The sequence below is a fragment of the Streptomyces sp. NPDC058231 genome (genome assembly GCF_042882275.1).
Classification (GTDB): Bacteria; Actinomycetota; Actinomycetes; order Streptomycetales; family Streptomycetaceae; genus Streptomyces.
In genome coordinates, this window is record NZ_JBHVWN010000001.1 from 202,307 (window position 1) to 218,364 (window position 16,058).

Annotated in this window: 14 protein-coding genes and 1 pseudogene; 8 read left to right on the forward strand and 7 right to left on the reverse strand. The window is 69.6% G+C overall.

Annotation, left to right across the window (positions count from 1 at the left end; all coding sequences use genetic code 11):
- Positions 1 to 119 precede the first annotated feature (119 nt).
- A complete protein-coding gene (locus ACFVXE_RS00810) occupies positions 120 to 710 on the reverse strand; it encodes a TIGR03086 family metal-binding protein (protein ID WP_389667822.1) in 591 nt (196 codons plus the stop codon).
- A gap of 81 nt (positions 711 to 791) precedes the next feature.
- Between ACFVXE_RS00810 and ACFVXE_RS00815 the strand changes: the two genes are divergently transcribed.
- From ACFVXE_RS00815 to ACFVXE_RS00825, 3 genes are all read left to right on the forward strand, one after another.
- On the forward strand, positions 792 to 2,297 hold the full coding sequence (locus ACFVXE_RS00815; protein WP_389667824.1) for a bifunctional phosphatase PAP2/diacylglycerol kinase family protein: 1,506 nt from the start codon (positions 792 to 794) through the stop codon (positions 2,295 to 2,297).
- A gap of 114 nt (positions 2,298 to 2,411) precedes the next feature.
- Positions 2,412 to 3,221: a methyltransferase domain-containing protein gene (locus ACFVXE_RS00820; protein WP_389667826.1), complete on the forward strand. Its 810-nt coding sequence runs from the start codon at positions 2,412 to 2,414 to the stop codon at positions 3,219 to 3,221.
- Between the two features lie 96 nt (positions 3,222 to 3,317).
- A complete protein-coding gene (locus ACFVXE_RS00825) occupies positions 3,318 to 3,671 on the forward strand; it encodes a VOC family protein (protein ID WP_389667828.1) in 354 nt (117 codons plus the stop codon).
- Between the two features lie 114 nt (positions 3,672 to 3,785).
- Here the strand turns inward: ACFVXE_RS00825 and ACFVXE_RS00830 are convergent, their stop codons facing one another.
- Both ACFVXE_RS00830 and ACFVXE_RS00835 read right to left on the reverse strand, forming a co-directional pair.
- A complete protein-coding gene (locus tag ACFVXE_RS00830) occupies positions 3,786 to 5,756 on the reverse strand; it encodes a DUF5107 domain-containing protein (protein ID WP_389667829.1) in 1,971 nt (656 codons plus the stop codon).
- Between the two features lie 96 nt (positions 5,757 to 5,852).
- Positions 5,853 to 6,068 (reverse strand): annotated as a pseudogene (locus ACFVXE_RS00835) (arginase family protein); the annotation flags it as partial.
- Between the two features lie 125 nt (positions 6,069 to 6,193).
- Here ACFVXE_RS00835 and ACFVXE_RS00840 point away from each other — a divergent pair.
- Positions 6,194 to 6,547, forward strand: a complete 354-nt coding sequence (locus ACFVXE_RS00840; protein ID WP_389667831.1) for a DUF6204 family protein — start codon at positions 6,194 to 6,196, stop codon at positions 6,545 to 6,547.
- Positions 6,548 to 6,606: 59 nt separating this feature from the next.
- Here ACFVXE_RS00840 and ACFVXE_RS00845 read toward each other — a convergent pair whose 3' ends face one another.
- Positions 6,607 to 7,230 (reverse strand): TetR/AcrR family transcriptional regulator, encoded by a 624-nt coding sequence (locus ACFVXE_RS00845; protein ID WP_389667832.1) that lies wholly within the window; start codon positions 7,228 to 7,230, stop codon positions 6,607 to 6,609.
- 89 nt (positions 7,231 to 7,319) lie between these two features.
- On the opposite strand from ACFVXE_RS00845, the gene ACFVXE_RS00850 reads away from it, so the two are divergent.
- Positions 7,320 to 8,264 (forward strand): alpha/beta fold hydrolase, encoded by a 945-nt coding sequence (locus ACFVXE_RS00850; protein ID WP_389667834.1) that lies wholly within the window; start codon positions 7,320 to 7,322, stop codon positions 8,262 to 8,264.
- Positions 8,265 to 8,284: 20 nt separating this feature from the next.
- Here ACFVXE_RS00850 and ACFVXE_RS00855 read toward each other — a convergent pair whose 3' ends face one another.
- Positions 8,285 to 8,962, reverse strand: a complete 678-nt coding sequence (locus tag ACFVXE_RS00855; RefSeq protein ID WP_389667836.1) for a GAP family protein — start codon at positions 8,960 to 8,962, stop codon at positions 8,285 to 8,287.
- A 540-nt stretch (positions 8,963 to 9,502) separates the two neighbouring features.
- Between ACFVXE_RS00855 and ACFVXE_RS00860 the strand changes: the two genes are divergently transcribed.
- From ACFVXE_RS00860 to ACFVXE_RS00870, 3 genes are all read left to right on the forward strand, one after another.
- On the forward strand, positions 9,503 to 10,093 hold the full coding sequence (locus ACFVXE_RS00860; RefSeq protein WP_389667838.1) for a hypothetical protein: 591 nt from the start codon (positions 9,503 to 9,505) through the stop codon (positions 10,091 to 10,093).
- 124 nt (positions 10,094 to 10,217) lie between these two features.
- Positions 10,218 to 11,570, forward strand: coding sequence for a Dyp-type peroxidase (locus tag ACFVXE_RS00865; RefSeq protein WP_389667839.1), 1,353 nt, complete (start codon positions 10,218 to 10,220; stop codon positions 11,568 to 11,570).
- 53 nt (positions 11,571 to 11,623) lie between these two features.
- Positions 11,624 to 12,754, forward strand: coding sequence for a catalase family protein (locus tag ACFVXE_RS00870; RefSeq protein ID WP_389667841.1), 1,131 nt, complete (start codon positions 11,624 to 11,626; stop codon positions 12,752 to 12,754).
- An 83-nt stretch (positions 12,755 to 12,837) separates the two neighbouring features.
- On the opposite strand, the gene ACFVXE_RS00875 is transcribed toward ACFVXE_RS00870, so the two are convergent.
- Together ACFVXE_RS00875 and ACFVXE_RS00880 are read right to left on the reverse strand one after the other, a co-directional pair.
- Positions 12,838 to 14,430 (reverse strand): GMC family oxidoreductase, encoded by a 1,593-nt coding sequence (locus ACFVXE_RS00875; RefSeq protein WP_389667843.1) that lies wholly within the window; start codon positions 14,428 to 14,430, stop codon positions 12,838 to 12,840.
- Positions 14,427 to 16,058 carry a long-chain fatty acid--CoA ligase gene (locus tag ACFVXE_RS00880; protein WP_389667845.1) on the reverse strand — a complete coding sequence of 544 codons (1,632 nt, stop codon included), beginning with the start codon at positions 16,056 to 16,058 and terminating at the stop codon, positions 14,427 to 14,429. Before ACFVXE_RS00880 ends, ACFVXE_RS00875 begins: the two co-directional genes overlap by 4 nt.

Consider the following 16,058-nt stretch of genomic DNA (forward strand, 5'->3'; position numbering starts at 1 on the left):
TCCGACCAGTGACCGGAATAGCGAACACAGGCTAATCGCAGTGCACTTGCCACGGCAATGCCGGTGACGTGGCCAAATGTCCCCAGGAAACGGCGATCTGCCCGTTGTGTTCCGCTATGTCAGATGCGGCGTCCGAGCATCGCGAGCAGCTCGGTCTGCGCGTCGGCATCCTTCGCAGTCCTGACGGGCGGGGCGAACAGGCCGGTCTGCGACAGCTCCTTCACATACGGTGCGACCTCGCGCCGGACGAAATCGACCAGGGGCTGCGGGAGCCGTTCGTCGACGCCGATCGCGCGGGCCAGGTCCCAGGCGTGCACCACCGCGTCGCTCACCATCTGCGCGCAGTAAGCGTCGGCGGCGGTGTCCCCGTACGACAGATTCACGGTCCGCTGCAGCGCACCCGGCGCCGCGAAAGCCTCGCGCGCCCCGGCGGCCGCACGGTCCCACGCGGCGACGGGTTCACCGCCCAGCGGATCACCGTCATGGGCGTCGCCGACTGCGGCCACGGTAAGGCCCTGCGTCACCAGCGCGGGAACCCAGAGCTGCTCGGATGTGAGATGGGCGACCAGATCGCGGACGGACCACTCGGTGCACGGCGTCGGGGCGGACCACTGGTCGTCGCGCACGGCGTGCACCCGGTCCGTGAAGAGCTGGAGCGCCTCGGCGTGGCGGTCGAGCAGATCACCGGCGGAGGAGGAGTGAGATGTCATACGACCACTGTCTCCGCCCGGAGAGCCGCGTGCGAGCGCGTCCGCTGCTTCGGCGTGGCCGAAAGGGGTATCCGCAGTCCCATGTCATCACCGAACAACGCATCCTCCGCCCTGTCGCCCGCCGGACTCCGCGGCTGGCTGCACCAGCGCGATCTCACCGTCTTCCGCGGGCTGGCCGTCCGGCGCTGGCCCGGCGCCGGCCCCGTGCTGCCCCGGCTGAGCCGCAGCGCCGACCACGGGCTGCTGTGGTTCGGCGCCGCGGCCGGCATGGCGGCGCTCGGCGGCAGTGCCCGGGCCCGGCGCGCCGCGCTCCGCGGCGTCGCCTCCCTGGCGGTGGCCTCGGCCGCGATCAACACCGTGGGGAAGGGGATGGTGCGCAGGGAGCGTCCGGTACTCGACACCGTTCCGGTGATACGGCGTCTCACACGCCAGCCGTTCACCACCTCCTTCCCGTCCGGGCATGCCGCGTCGGCGGCCGCCTTCGCGACGGGCGTGGCTCTCGAATCGAAGGGCTGGGGTGCGGTCGTCGCCCCGGTCGCACTGTCCGTCGCCGCCTCCCGCGTCTACACGGGGGTCCACTATCCGAGTGATGTACTGGCCGGTGCCGCGCTCGGCATAGGAGCCGCGTTCGCACTGCGCGGTGTCGTGCCGACGCGTGGACAGCTGCCCGCACCGGGTAGACCACCCGCTCACGCACCCGCCCTGCCGGGCGGCCGGGGCCTGGTGGTCGTCGTCAATCAGGAGTCCGGCACCGCCACCGCCACGGCCGCGCTGGTACGGGACGCGCTACCGCTGGCCGAGGTGGTGGAGTGCGCGCCCGGAGAGCTCTCCGAGGAACTGGAGAAGGCGGCCGAAGAAGGCCGGGCGCTCGGAATCTGCGGGGGTGACGGAACGGTGAACAGCGCGGCGGCCGTCGCCGCCACGCACGGCGTGCCGTTGGCGGTGTTCCCCGGCGGCACCCTCAACCACTTCGCGTACGACCTGGGCATCGAGACGGTGGACGACGTGTGCAAGGCGCTCGCCGCGGGTGATGCGGTGCGGGTGGACCTGGGCCGCTTCCGGCCGGGACCCGGCGGGCCCGGGGGTGCGGACGGATATTTCCTCAACGCCTTCAGCCTGGGCGCCTATCCGGAACTGGTCCGGACGCGGGAGCGCTGGTCGCCACGGATCGGCGGCTGGCCGGCAGGCGTCCTCGCCGCGCTGCAGGTCCTGCGCGGAGAGCGTCCACTGGAGGCGGAACTGCAGGGCAGGAGGCGGCCGTTGTGGCTGCTCTTCGTGGGCAACGGGCTGTTCCAGCGAGTGGGACCGGCCCCGGGCCGGCGCCACAACCTCGCGGACGGGCTGCTGGACGTCCGGGTCGTGCACGGCGGCCGCACACCCGGCCTGCGCCTCCTCGCGGCGGCGTTCGCGGGCCCGTTGACCCGCTCCCCCGTGCATGCCGCGGTACGCCGCCGCAGGGTACGGATCGCCGGCCTGACCCCGGGGACGCCCTACGCCTACGACGGCGAAGTGGCCCACAGCCAGCGCGAGTTGGTGATCGACAAACTTACGGAGGCACTGACCGTCTACTGCCCGATGCAGGTGTGACCGCAGAAGCGAGGTCCATATAGCAAGACGCGTATCTCATCATTCGACATGTCGGCGTACGGTTGGGGCATCGCTCAGCGCTTCGCATCACGCTCCGAGAGAGGACGCACAGCCATGCCGAAGGAAACCGCGGTCTACACCCACGGGCACCACGAGTCCGTGCTGCGTTCGCACCGTTGGCGCACCGCCGCCAATTCCGCGGCCTACCTGACCGGCGAACTCCGCCCCGGCATGGCGGTGCTGGATGTCGGATGCGGTCCCGGAACCATCACCGCGGACCTGGCCGCGCTGGTCGCCCCCGGCCGGGTCACCGGAGTCGACACCACCCGGGAGATCCTGGACCAGGCGGCCGCGGAGGCCGCCGAACGCGGCCTGGAAAATGTCGAGTTCGCCATCGCCGATGTGCACGCGCTGGACTTCCCCGACGACTCCTTCGACGTCGTCCACGCCCATCAGGTGCTCCAGCATGTGGGCGATCCGGTACAGGCGCTGCGCGAGATGCGGCGGGTCTGCCGTCCCGGCGGCATCGTGGCGGCCCGCGACAGCGACTACGCGGCGATGGCCTGGTACCCGCAAGCCCCGGTCATGGACACCTGGCTGGAGCTGTACAGAAGGGTGGCGCGTGCCAACGGCGGCGAGCCGGACGCGGGCAGGCGGCTGCTCTCCTGGGCGCGACAGGCCGGGTTCACGGACATCACCCCGTCCGCCGGCTCCTGGTGTTACGCCACCCCGGAGAGCCGTGCGTGGTGGAGCGGGCTGTGGGCGGACCGTACGGTCAGCTCGGGGTACGCAAAGCTGGCCGTCGACGGCGGCCACACCGCCTCCGGGCAGCTCGAGGAGATCGCCGCGGCCTGGCGCACCTGGGGCGAGCACGACGACGCGTGGTTCATGGTCCCGCACGGCGAGGTGCTCTGCCGCGCCTGACCGTGCCGCGTCCGAAGCGGCCGGGGCGGTGTGCGCCCGCGACCCGGCGACCGGATTGGATCACATGACCCAAACCCGCCAACTACCCTGTTCGGCATGGAAATTCTGGGAACCACGCTGCGTATCTGCGTCGACGACCTGGAGGCCGCGGTGGCCTTCTACGAGGACCTCACGGCACGTCCGGCGCTGCGCTTCGAGCGCGGCGGGGTCTCGGTCGCCGCGATCAGTTGCTTTCTGCTGATGAGCGGTCCCGAGTCGGAGTTGGAGATCCTGCGCAGGGTGACGGCGACGATCGCGGTGAAGAACGTCGACGACGCCCACGAGGCCCTTGTCCGCGTCGGCGCCCGGGTCATCGCGGGTCCGGTGCCGACCCCGGTCGGACGGAATCTGATAGCCGTCCATCCGGACGGCTCGGTCTTCGAGTACGTCGACCGGAACCCGCCGGTCTGAACCGGCGGGTTCCGGTCCCACATGTCGGCGCGGTCCGGCGGGGCATGATCCTCCCCGCCGGACCCGCTGGACACCCGGGCGGCGACGCGCGGCTCACTCCTCGGCTCGCTCCTGTCAGTTCCTGGGCCGCATACGGTAGTTGTAGACATCGGGCAGCGGCTCGTCGGTGATCGCGGACCAGACCTCGTCCAGGATCTCCGCCCCCTCCCGCAGGTCCGCGACCTCGAGACCCTCGTCGAAGACGGCACGGGCCGCAGCGAGGTCACCCTCGGCGATCAGCAACCGGGCCTCCAGCAGGAGGAACCGGCCGCGTCGCCGGATCGCCGGCAGCAGTCCGGACCAGACCGTACGGGCTTCCCCGGTCCGTCCGGCGGCAAGCAGCGCCTCGATCGCCTCACGGCCGAGGGCCGCCGTGGCGGCTGTCCAGGCGTCCCCGTCGTCCCGGCGTTCCGCGCACAGGTCGTCGAACGCCTCGATGTAGTGGTCGGCGGCCCGCTCGCACTGGCCGCTCTCCTCGGCTGCGACGGCGAGGCAGCGCAGCAGCGGCCAGCGGGACGGGGCGAGCGCGAGACCGCGTTCCCAGCTGCGGACGGCCTGGGCGCGGTCACCGGCGTGCCACTGGGCGACGCCCAGGTGGTACTCGGTGAGAGGCTCGGCGTCCGCCGTCTCCAGCATGTCGCGCCAGTGCGCGGAGACGAGCGACGGGCCGGGCGGCGTCACACGGCGCGGCTGCGGGAAACCGCCCTGGTCGAGCAGGTCCAGCCAGGGCGCCTGCTCCTCGCCGAGCGTGGACTCGGCGAACGGGGTGCCCGGGAGCTTGTATCCGGCGCGACGAACTTCGAGGGCGCCCCATCCGGAGCCGGTGGCGAGGGACTCGCCGGGCTCGGTGTCGGCGTACGGGCGCCAGGCCGCGTACGCGGCGTCGACATCCGCCCGCGGCAGGGCGTCGGCCAGCCGCTGTTCGGTCTCGGCGCGAGCCGCCGCCCAGTCGTCCCCGTGCACGGTCCGCGGGTCGGTGGACAGCGGACCGTACGACTCCAGCCAGCTGAACTCCGCGCCGGGTTCGAGCGGGATGTGCTCCAGCTGGGTACGGGCGAGTCCGGCCTGGATCTCCGCGTAGCCGACGGTGCCGGGTTCGGTGAGCCACTGTTGCCACCGGCGCCCTCCGGGCCCGCTGCCCCAGACGAAGAGCTTGCGTCCGCGCAGCAGGTCGGTGGAGGTCTGGACGAGTCCGCGCCCCTCCTCGTCGAGGGAGGCGATCCAGCGGCGGGCGCCGTCGGGGACCTCGTAGAAGTAGTCGGCGGGGAAGTCGCTGCGCAGCGGGTACGTGCGGTCGACGGAGCCGGTCTCCGGGACGGGAACCCGGGTCAGGGTCCGCTCGTAACCGAAGTGCCAGGCCTCGTCGGCGGGGGCCAGGACCCTGGTCCGCGCATCCTCGGGGACGGCGATGTTGGACCACCAGTAGACCGGCGCGGTGTGCTCGTGCGGGTTCCGTATGCGCACCCCGACGTGGAGGAAGTCGGAGTCCTCCGGCAGCCACAGGTCCACCTGGAACGGCAGGTCGCGCAGCCGCTCCCACTCCCACAGGCGGACCATCTCGCCGCCGTCGGGGGCCGTGACGCGCGCCGCGTGCACCGGGGCGCAGGACAGGGTGGTGTGGCCGGTCGCACCGATGTTCCACTCGATGCCGCCGGAGAACCAGGCGCCGTTCAGCGCGAAGTCGGCGGGCTGCAGGACGGGGTTGGTGTAGAGCAGTTCGCGACCGGTCGGCTTGTGGTGGAGGGAGTGGATCCGGCCGCCGAGCCCCGGCAGCACGGTGGCCCGCAGCCGGTCGTTCTCGATGACGACCGCGTCCAGGTCCATGGGGGTGCGCCGGCGGCCGTACCCGTCGAGTATGCGCACGGGCAGAACGGTGCCGAGCGGCTCGTAGCCGAGCTGCCGTGCCATGTCGCGCGGCAGAGCGGACCGGTCGCGGTCGTCGACGACATGCATCTCGTCGAGCGGCCGCAGCGCCGGCAATGGATTCTCCGGACCCAGCGGTGCGGCGGGCAGAGTCAGTACGGCACGTCGTACGGTCGTGGCCAAGGCAACCTCGCTCCCTCGCGCGGGCCGCCGCAGGTCCGGGCGCCCCCCGTTGACCATGGAACACGCTGGAAGCCGCCCCGACCAGGGGCGCAGCCGTCAGTCTTCGGCAAAAGCCGCCACGATCGGATCGGTGAGCAGCGCCCCGGCGGTGCCGTCCGGGTCGAGGTCGGGGTCGTACACCGTGACGTCGAGACCGACGCAGCGGGGCGAACGGACGAAGGCACGCAGCAGCGGGCCCAGTTCGTCGGGGAGCAGTCCGTCGTCCTCGGGACCGTCGACGGCGGGCACGACGGCGGAGTCGAGCACGTCGGCACGCTGCGCCGGCAGCAGCCCCAGGTTGGACGGGCGTCGACGACCACGATATTCCGCATGCCCGGCATCCTCGCCGTCGTAGCCTGGGTCCTCAACGACTTGTACGACGAAGGCGGCAGAACAGGATGAGTACCCAGCACACCTACCGGGTGATCGTGCGCGGCACGTGGGACGGGCTGACGGACGACGCCCGAGCCCGGCTGCTGGCCGAGGTGGAGCAGCACGGCCTGGCGGCGATGCAGTTCACCGAGGAGGGGTCGCTCACCTACGACAAGGTGCTCAAGCACTTCAGCTTCCGGTACGTGGTCGTCTCGGACGCCGAGGACGGCGAGGAGATGGCGTCGGCGATCGCCGAGGACCGGGCGGAGACGGCGCTGAAGGAGCACGGCTACGGCTTCCGCGACCTGCGCTGCACGACCACGGACATGGACACGATGAAGATCAACTACAAGGGGCGGCGGGCGTCAGGGGCGGCGTGACGGCGGGCCGATGGCTGCTACAGCTGGGCTGACCAGGGAGTTCTCGTCTTTCAGCTCTGTCATGGGCTTACTCGCTTGCACACCGGAATGTCCCCGCTCCGGGCATGCAAGGCGTGCGAGAGCGCGCTCATGCTGATGTCGATGACCGTGCGGAGCTGCTTCTGGCTCGCACCGGTCCTGCTCATCACGGCCAGCGACTGGTTGACCGCCATGATGTGAACCGCGAAGTCGTCGGCATCGACCTCGGTCAACTTCGCGGCGTTCAAGGCGGTCCGCAGCCGCGCATGCTGAAAGCCCAGAGCTTCGATCGCGCGTGCGGCGATGGCAGGGCTGAGCACCGGTGTCGCCATCGCGGTCTGGGCGATCAGACATCCATCAGGTACGTCGGGGTCGGCGATACGCTGCAGGGTGACCTCGAAGAACGCCCGTACCGCCTGGAGCGGTTCCTCGGACGCACGTGAAAGCGCCTGGTCGTACCTGTTTCCGTACCGCGCGGCGTAGCGGTCCAGGCAGCGCAGATAGAGCGCGTCCTTGTCGCCGAACGAGGAGTAGATGGAACTGCGGTTCAATCCGGTCGTCCTGGAGAGGTCGTCGAGAGACGTGTCGGCATATCCGGCCTGCCAGAACTGGACCATCGCCGCGTCGAGCACGATGCCCACGTCGAACTGCTTCTTCCCGGCCATCGCGCATGCACCTCGTTCTTGGACCAGTCGTTGTTGCCCTGCCCATCCTATCTTGAACTGGTCAGTCCAAGATGGAGTAGGCTCAGGACATGACCGACGACGCCATAGCCCCGGACCGCTCCTGCGGCCAGAACCCGGTCCCCGGGTTGCCGCTGCACGACCTTGCGGGTTTCACTCACCGCTGGGTCGACGCGGAAGGAATCCGACTTCACACCGTGGAAGGCGGCCGGTCGGCCGGTCCCACCGTCGTCCTGCTCGCCGGATTCCCGCAGACCTGGTGGGCCTGGCGAAAGGTGATGCCGGGCCTTGGCGAGCGATTCCACGTGATCGCGATCGACCTGCCGGGGCAGGGCCACTCCGACCGCCCTCAAGGGGACTACGACACGCACACCGTCGCCTCGCGTGTCCAGGCTGCGCTGACCGCGCTCGACGTGCCGAAGTACTGGCTCGTCGCCCACGACATCGGGGCCTGGGTTGCCTTCTCGCTGGCCCTGAAGTACGAAGAGCGCCTGCATGGCGTCGCTCTGCTTGACGCCGGCATTCCCGGAATCACCCTCCCGGACTCCATCCCGACGGATCCCGACCGGGCCTGGAAGACCTGGCACTTCGCGTTCCACCTGGTGCCCGAACTGCCCGAGACTCTGCTCACCGGCCGCGAGCGTGACTATGTCGGCTGGTTCCTGAAGGTCAAAGCTCTGTCGCCGAACACGTTCGACGGCTCCGAGATCGACCATTACGCCGCCGCCATCGCGGCCGAGGGTGGGCTCCGAGCATCTCTGGCCTACTACCGCGACGCCGCGGAATCAGCGCGTAAGAATCATGACGCTCTCGAACGAGGGCACCTGACCGTCCCGGCCCTGGGAATCTCCAGCTCCCATGGCTCGATCCCCGACATGGCCGCCTCCATCAGCCCGTGGGCAGAGAACGTGACCGGCGTCTTCATCCCACAAGCCGGACACTTCATTCCCGACGAGCAGCCCGACGCAACTGTGGACGCGCTGACCGCGTTCATCGATCACGAGCGTGCCGGTTAGTTCGTTCCCGTCCCCGCCTGTCAGGACGTGAGGATGGAGATGCCGTCCCCGAGCAGTTTCAGCCCGAGGACGAAGAACAGGGCCGCCATCACGGCGACATTGTGTTGTGCTGCCCAGTCCTTCCAGTTGCCGAGCGTGGTCCTGGCTCGCTCTCCCCCGAGCAGGAAGACTCCCAGTGGGGCCAGCAGGCCGAGGGTGGCGATCAGGACGAAGATTGCCAGCGATCCGATCTGCTGCCCGACCGGCAGTCCGGCCGAGCCGATGGAGGCGGCCGCGGCGATGGTCAGCGGGGCGTTCTTGGCGTTGAGCGCGGCCAGGGCCAGTCCGAGACCGAGGACCTTGACCGGCGTGAGGCGGTCGATCGCACCCATCCACTTCGGCAGTCGGGCTTGTGAGGGATCCTTCGGGCGGCGGTGCCATTGCCGCGCACCGAAGAGGACGAGGAGCACGCCCAGAGCCAGCTTGAGGGCCCCGACCCAGGTGGCAGGTTGACTGTGGGCCGAAGCACCGGCGGGGGAAGCGATTACCAGCATCACCGCGCCCAGTACCGAGAGTCCCAGGATCCAGCCGAGGGTGAAGAGCGGTCCGTTCAGACGTCCCCGAGGCGTGGCGAGTATGAGGATGATCGCGATGATCGGGAGCGGGCTGATCGTGACGGCGGCCGCGAAACCCAGCACGTCACCGAGAACTGCGCCCATGGTTGCCTCCAGATGGGGATCAGGGTGGCGATCCACAACGGCGCACTCCTCGGCGGTCAGCAGCTGTCCGCCACCTCTCCCGGACGTTCCGGACCGCTGAGCATCTCGCCGCTCGAACCCGTCTGTGCTGCAGCGGGGACGGCGCCTGGGCGAAGTGACGGGTTGTTGCGCAGCCGGCTGCGCCGCCGTCTTTCACGGCGAGGCGGAAGCGGCTGCCCGAGAACGTGACGACGGCGTACTCGGCAGGTCCCGACTCCATCTTCCTGCGCTTTTCCGGATCTGTCCTCGGGAGTTCTTCAGTTCGCCGAGGCCCTGGCCTCGGCCTGCCGGCCACCGGCGTCGCCGCCTTCCTGGGACTCGACAGGCTGGATCCCGCTGTGGCGGAGCTCCGGAGCTCCCGGGGATCCCGCGGGTGATCACCTGGCCAACCGGGGGTGCGAAGCGGTGCGTGGGGGGTCAGGCTTGGAGGCGAGGGCGACGGTGCCTCATGTCCGAGCGCCTGGCGCCCCTCGGAACGATCCGTGGCAGGAGGACCTCGCGATGGCTGCGACGGCAGGTGCAACCCAGTCGGCTCACCCTGAGCACCCGGGCAGGACGGATGGGGTCTGCAACGAGTTCACCGTTTTCACCAAGATCAAGGCGGGCGAGGCCGACGCGTTGCGTGGGGATCTCGCAGCGCTCGCCGACGCGGCGGATGACGAGAAGGTCCATGCGGCGGTGCGCCAGATCGGCACCCTGCATGACGCACGGCACGTGATCTTCGACGACGACACCCGGTTCATGTTTGCCAGCGTCTTCGACGGCTCCTGGGACACCTACATCGACGACTTCGCCAAGACGGTGGTCGGGGCCCGCTTCGACCAGGTCTTCTCGCACAGCGAAGGGTTCCCCGGCGTCACCGATCCAGGGGCGAAGGATTGGTTCCTCGCCCACCAGGAGCCTGCGGGGGTCTTCGTCAGCGCCTATCCCGATCTGACCGTTCAGCAGATCTACAAGGACCAGCGCGTGGACGACGCGTTCCAGGATGTGCTGGACACCCCCGAGTTCCGGGCGGCGCTGGACAACCCGGCCAACGCGGAGTTGGTGGCCACCCCGGCCTTCCAGAAGCTGCTGGAGGAAGCCGCGGCCTAGAAACCCGACACAGACACAACCCATCCTCAGAACCGGACCGACACCCGGTGGAGCGCGCCGGCGGGCACGGGTCGGCCGCTCCAGGGCTGCCCAAGAAGTGACCGATGCGGAGGCACAAGCGATCATGAACACCGCGGACAGCAGCAGCACGGCCGGCGTGTGCGTCGAGATCGACGACGTCCAGAGCGGGGCGCTGCGGCCACGGCCCGTGCCCTACGAGGGAAAGTTCGTCTTCCTCCGCGTCGATGACCGCCACGCCGGGCGCGCCCTGCTGCGGCGGCTGCTCCCGGTGACCTCGGGTGGCCTGCCCAGCGCGGACCGGAGCCAGGAGGCCTGGGTGGCCGTGGCGTTCACCTACCAGGGGCTGAGGGCCCTGGGGGTGCCCCAGGACTCACTGGACAGCTTTCCGCGGGCGTTCCGTGAGGGCATGGCCGCTCGGGCGGAGCTGATCGGTGACGTGGGCGAGAGTGCACCGGCCCACTGGGAGCCACCGTTCGGAACGGGCGAGGTCCACATCGCGTTGAGTGCTCTCTCCTCCGATGCGGCGCAGCTGGACAGGGAGCTGGAGCGGGCCCGCGTCGCGTACGAGGACACGCCCGGTGTCCAGGTGATCTGGCAGCAGGACGTCCACCAGCTCCCGACCGGGCGCACCACCTTCGGATTCCGCGACGGCATCAGCCATCCCCACATCGAGGGCGTCGGACTGCCCGGCTCCAACCCGCAGGAAGTCCCCATCAAGGCCGGTGAGTTCATCCTCGGCTACCCCGACGAGACCGGCAGCCTGCCGCCCATGCCCAGCCCCGATGTACTGGGGCGCAACGGGACCTACGCGGCTGTCCGCAAGGCCCACACCAACGTGGCGGCCTGGCGCCGGTACCTGCGTGCCAACAGCTCCGGCGCCGAGGAGGAGGCACTCCTGGCGGCGAAGCTGGTCGGGCGCTGGCCCAGCGGTGCACCGTTGGCGCTGGCCCCGGAGCACGATGATCCGGAGCTGGCGGCCGATCCGCACCGCGTCAACGACTTCCTGTACCGGGAGAACGACGACCGCGGCTTCCGGTGCCCCGCCGGTGCGCACATCCGGCGCACCAACCCCCGCGATTCCACCATCATCGGCGATGCGCGGATGCACCGTCTCATCCGCCGCGGCACCACCTACGGCCCACCGCTGCCGGAGGGCGTGCTGGAGGACGACGGTGCCGACCGGGGCCTGGTCGGGGTCTTCCTCGGAGCCCATCTGGAACGGCAGTTCGAGTTCATCAAGGCCGAGTGGGTCAACGACGGCAACTTCATCGGCTACCCCGGCGAGAAGGACCCGGTAGCCGGGCACCACGACGGAACCGGCAGCGTCACCATCCCGGAGAGGCCGGTCCGGCGCCGTCTGCAGAACCTGCCCAGCTTCGTGGTCACCCGCGGCGGCGAGTACTGCTTCGTACCGGGTCTGCGCGCCCTGCGCTGGCTCGCCGAACTGGAGGACTGACGGCAATTCCCACCCCGCGGTCCCACCACGGTCTCCCAGGAGAGGTCGAAGTCATGGCAGCACAGTTCGTCTCCTACACGCCTGACGTCGAAGACAATGACCCCGACTTCGACCAGAACCTGCGGACGGTGATCGAGAAGACCGAGAGCTACATCGCCGAGTCGGTCGAGGCCGGTGGCACTGGACGAGCCCTGCGCGACGCCCACGCCAAGGGCTACGGGCTGGTCCGAGGCGAAGTTGAGATCCTGGACGGGCTTCCGCCCCAGTATGCCCAAGGAATCTACGCGACTCCGGGAACCCACGATGCGCTCATCCGCTTCTCCAACGGCTCGCCTCACGCCGGAGCCGACGCACGACTGGGCGCCGCCACCGGACTGGCCCTGAAGATCTTCGACATCCCCGGCCCGACCCTGCTGGAGGACGAGCCGGACACGGGCACCTTCGACTACGCCAACATCAACGGACCGGTCTTCTTCTGCAACACGGTCGAGCACTACCTGTTCATCCAGGAGTTGTTCCTGAACGCGCCGGCCTACTTCTCCCAGGGCCGACGAGGCGCACATCGTTTCTTCACCGATTTCGTGACCGGAAAGGGAACGCTGGACCAGGACAACTGGGCGTGGGACGAGTTCCTCGCCTTCCTGCGCCTGTCGAAGACCCCTCCGGCGAACCTGCTGCTGTCGAGTTACTGGACGATGGGCGCGGTCCGGCACGGGGACTACATCGCCAAGGTGCGCATCGCCCCCGATCCGTCCTTCGCCGCCGCGGTGGTCCGGCGCACCATCGACCCGGCCTCGGGGGCGGAGGTCTTCCGACCGGCCCTGCAGGCCGAACTGCAGGAGCGCCCCTACGCCTTCGACATCCAGGTCCAGCTCTGCACCGACCTGGAGCGCATGCCGGTGGAGGACACCACCGTGGAGTGGCCCGAGCAGCTTTCGCCGCCCGTCACCGTGGCCAGACTGCGGCTGCCGCAGCAGGACATCTCAGGCCCGGAGAACCTGGAGAAGATGGACTCACTGTCCTTCACGCCCTGGCGGGTCACCGCCGAGCACGCGCCCCTGGGCAACATCATGCGGGCTCGCAAGGAGGTCTACCGGCGGTCCTCCATCGAGCGACACAAGCTCAACCAGCAGCCGCGCACCGAACCCCGCAGCGCCGACGAGGTACTCGGCCCGGCCCGATGAAGCCGGCTGATGTGACGGCAAGCGCCCACCCCGGTCACAACAGAGGCTGCTCAACCCTCGGGTGGGGCGTGGCCGCTACCGGTTCAGCTCGCTCCGAGGAGATCCGCGGCCTTTTCTCCGATGACGACGGCAGGGGCGTTGGTGTGGCCCCGGATGATCGTCGGCATGATCGACGCGTCCGCGACCCGCAAGCCCTCGACCCCTCGTACGCGAAGGTGCGGGTCCACGACCGAGGCGTCGTCGCTGCCCATCCGGGCTGTTCCGACCGGGTGATAGAGAGTATGGGCGTGATGGGCCAATGCAAGCGCGTCACGCCGTTCGCGGGAGACGAGCTCGCCCCCGGAGGGCATGAGGAAGCGGCCCGAGGACAGTCCCCGGGCAGTGAACCGCTCAATGATCTGCTCGCAGACGCCGAGCCCTGCCATCATGGCCGCACGGTCGGTCCCGCCCGTGTCCGTGAGGTAGCGGGGGTCGATGACCGGCTTGTCGAGCGGTTCCGGCGAGGCGAGGGTGATCGATCCGGTGCTCCGGGGCCGGAGGAGGATCGCACCCACCGTCACCCCGTGTCCGGACGGCTTGACGAGGCCTTCACCGGTGAACGGCACCGGGGCGAAGATGATTTCGATGTCGGGGAGTTCGAGTTCGGGTCGGCTGCGGACGAAGCCGTACGCCTCGCCGACGTTGGAGGTGAGCATTCCCCTGCGGCGGACGAGGTAGTTCAGCAGCTCGCCGGGCCGCTCGGCGGAGAACAGTGTCCTCTCCGAGGCGTCGACCGCGAGGCCGGAGATGAGGTGGTCGGTGAGATTGGCGCCGACCTCGGGGGCGTCCACGAGCACATCGATCCCCAGTCCGCGCAGATGAGCGGCGTCGCCGATGCCGGAGAGCATGAGCAGTTGCGGGGTGTTGACCGCGCCCCCGCTGAGAACGACCTCGCGGCGTGCCAGTACCTGGCGCGTGACACCCCCGCCGACGTACTCGACACCCACCGCCCGGCGCCCCTCGAAGAGCACCCGAGTGGCCTGCGCGTCCGTGATGACGCGCAGGTTCGAGCGGCTGCGGGCGGGCTTGAGGTAGCCGTCCGCGGTGCTGAACCGCGCTCCGCCCCGCTGGCTCACCATGGTCTGGGAGAAGCCGGTGGGAGTGGCCGTATTGGCGGGCTCGACGGCATGGCCGAGCTCCTTGACGGCGTCGAGGAAGGCAGCGGTGTGCGGATTGGGGCTACGCTGCGCCTCGATGTTCATGGGCCCTGAGCGTCCATGGTCCGGATCGGTGGCTCCTGAGATCCTTTCCATGCGGCGGAAGTACGGCAGCAGGCCCTGCCACGACCAGTCCGGCCCGCAGAGGTTGCCCCACTCGTCGTAGTCGGCGGCGAACCCGCGCACCCACATCATGGCGTTGATGGAGGAGGAGCCGCCGAGCATGCGGCCCCTGGGCCAGTAGATCGGGCGCCCGGAGAGTTCGGTCTGCGGGACGGTCGTGTAGTCCCAGTCGAGTTCGGTCTTGAAGAGCTGAGAGAAGGCGGCGGGGATGCGGACTGCGGTCTTCCGGCCCGGGCCGCCCGCCTCCAGGAGAGCGACCGAGGTCGTGCCGCCTTCGGTCAGCCGCCCGGCGAGCGCGGCTCCGGCCGACCCGGCTCCGACGACGACGTAGTCGGCTCTGTCAGGCGAGGTGCTCATCCGGCCTCCTCCTTCACACGGGTCTCTGTGGTACCCGCGTCCGCCGTCCGTGTCACCGGCCGGCCGAGAGGGTCCCGGTGCGCGTCACGGAGTTCACGCTTGAGGATCTTGCCGGTGGCGTTGGTGGGCAGGACACCGAGGAACTCCACCATGCGGGGGTACTTGTAGCCCGCCATCGCCTCCTTGCACCAGGCGATCAGTTCTTCCTCGGAGAGCTCCGTACCCGGGGTACGCACCACGCATGCCTTGATCTCCTCGCCGTGGCGCTCGTGCGGTACGCCGATGACAGCCACCATAGACACGGCGGGGTGCGTGAGCAGCACCTCTTCGATCTCCCGCGGGTACACGTTGAAGCCACCGCGGATGATCATGTCCTTGGCGCGGTCGACCATGTGGTACCAGCCGTCGGCGTCCCGGCGTGCAAGGTCGCCGGTGCGGAACCAGCCGTTACGTATGACCTCGGCGGTCGCCTCGGGCCGGTTGTAGTAGCCCTTCATGATGTTGTGCCCACGGATGACGATCTCGCCGACCGCGTCGGGCCCCTTGACCGGGGTCCAGTCCTCGGCGACCAGGTCCACCTCCACGCCCCAGACCGGACGTCCGATGGAGCCGGGGCGCACCTTCTCGCCGCGCGGCGAGAAGGTGGCCGCCGGGCTGGTCTCCGAGAGGCCGTACCCCTCCAGAATGGTGACGCCGAACCGCTCGCCGAACCGGCGGTGGATCTCGACCGGGAGCGCCGAGCCCCCCGAGCCGGCCATCCGCAGATTCCCGGCGATCTGCTCCAGGTCCACATGGGACGCGTCCTCTTCGAGCAGGGCCCAGTACATGGTGGGGACGCCCGCGAAGAAGGTGACGGCGTGGCGTTGCATCAGGGCGAGGGCCGAGCGGGCGTCGAAGCGCGGCAGCAGCACCAGCGTCGCCCGCGAGGCGAGGCCGGCGTTCATCTGGACGACCTGGCCGAAGGAGTGGAAGAGCGGCAGGGTGATCAGGTGCACGTCGTGCTCGACCTCGCCGAACAGCTTGTGGCAGGTCACCGCATTGAGCGTCACGTTGGCGTGAGTGAGTTCGGCGCCCTTCGGCCGGCCGGTGGTGCCGGAGGTGTAAAGGATGACCGCGGTGTCGCCTGCTTCGGTGGCGACCGTCTCGAAGTCGGTGCTCCGGCCGGCCAGCGCCGTAGTCAGTGTCTGGGCGCCCGTGATCGGGGACACCTCGGTGGGGGCAGCGGTCATGAGGAAGAAGTGCTCACAGCTCTCGGTGTCACCGAAACCGGTCCACCCCTGCTGGCCCATGGGGAGTTCGGGAGTGCCTTCGAAGCAGAAGTAGGCCTTGGCTTCCGAGTCGGACAGGTGGTAGGCGATCTCCCGGCCCTTGAGCAGCACATTGAGCGGGACGGCCACCGCACCAGCTTTGAGGATGCCGTAGTAGACGATCGGGAACCAGGGGAGGTTCGGGCAGGACAGCGCCACCTTTTCGCCGGGCTCGATCCCGCGCGAGCGCAACAGGTCGGCCACGCGGCAGGCGGCGTCGTCGAGTTCAGCGTAGGTCAGCTGCTGGTCGCCCAGGATGACCGCGACGCGGTCCGGCACGGCACGGGCGCTGCTCTCGAGCATGGCGGCGAGATTGAGCAT

Coding starts and splice junctions, on each gene's coding strand:
- ACFVXE_RS00860 (WP_389667838.1), top strand. CDS start 9,503: ATGGCTGCGACGGCAGGTGCAACCCAGTCGGCTCACCCTGAGCACCCG.
- ACFVXE_RS00850 (WP_389667834.1), top strand. CDS start 7,320: ATGACCGACGACGCCATAGCCCCGGACCGCTCCTGCGGCCAGAACCCG.
- ACFVXE_RS00825 (WP_389667828.1), top strand. CDS start 3,318: ATGGAAATTCTGGGAACCACGCTGCGTATCTGCGTCGACGACCTGGAG.
- ACFVXE_RS00865 (WP_389667839.1), top strand. CDS start 10,218: ATGAACACCGCGGACAGCAGCAGCACGGCCGGCGTGTGCGTCGAGATC.
- ACFVXE_RS00875 (WP_389667843.1), bottom strand. CDS start 14,430: ATGAGCACCTCGCCTGACAGAGCCGACTACGTCGTCGTCGGAGCCGGG.
- ACFVXE_RS00880 (WP_389667845.1), bottom strand. CDS start 16,058: ATGCTCAATCTCGCCGCCATGCTCGAGAGCAGCGCCCGTGCCGTGCCG.
- ACFVXE_RS00845 (WP_389667832.1), bottom strand. CDS start 7,230: ATGGCCGGGAAGAAGCAGTTCGACGTGGGCATCGTGCTCGACGCGGCG.
- ACFVXE_RS00855 (WP_389667836.1), bottom strand. CDS start 8,962: ATGGGCGCAGTTCTCGGTGACGTGCTGGGTTTCGCGGCCGCCGTCACG.
- ACFVXE_RS00840 (WP_389667831.1), top strand. CDS start 6,194: ATGAGTACCCAGCACACCTACCGGGTGATCGTGCGCGGCACGTGGGAC.
- ACFVXE_RS00810 (WP_389667822.1), bottom strand. CDS start 710: ATGACATCTCACTCCTCCTCCGCCGGTGATCTGCTCGACCGCCACGCC.
- ACFVXE_RS00820 (WP_389667826.1), top strand. CDS start 2,412: ATGCCGAAGGAAACCGCGGTCTACACCCACGGGCACCACGAGTCCGTG.
- ACFVXE_RS00870 (WP_389667841.1), top strand. CDS start 11,624: ATGGCAGCACAGTTCGTCTCCTACACGCCTGACGTCGAAGACAATGAC.
- ACFVXE_RS00815 (WP_389667824.1), top strand. CDS start 792: ATGTCATCACCGAACAACGCATCCTCCGCCCTGTCGCCCGCCGGACTC.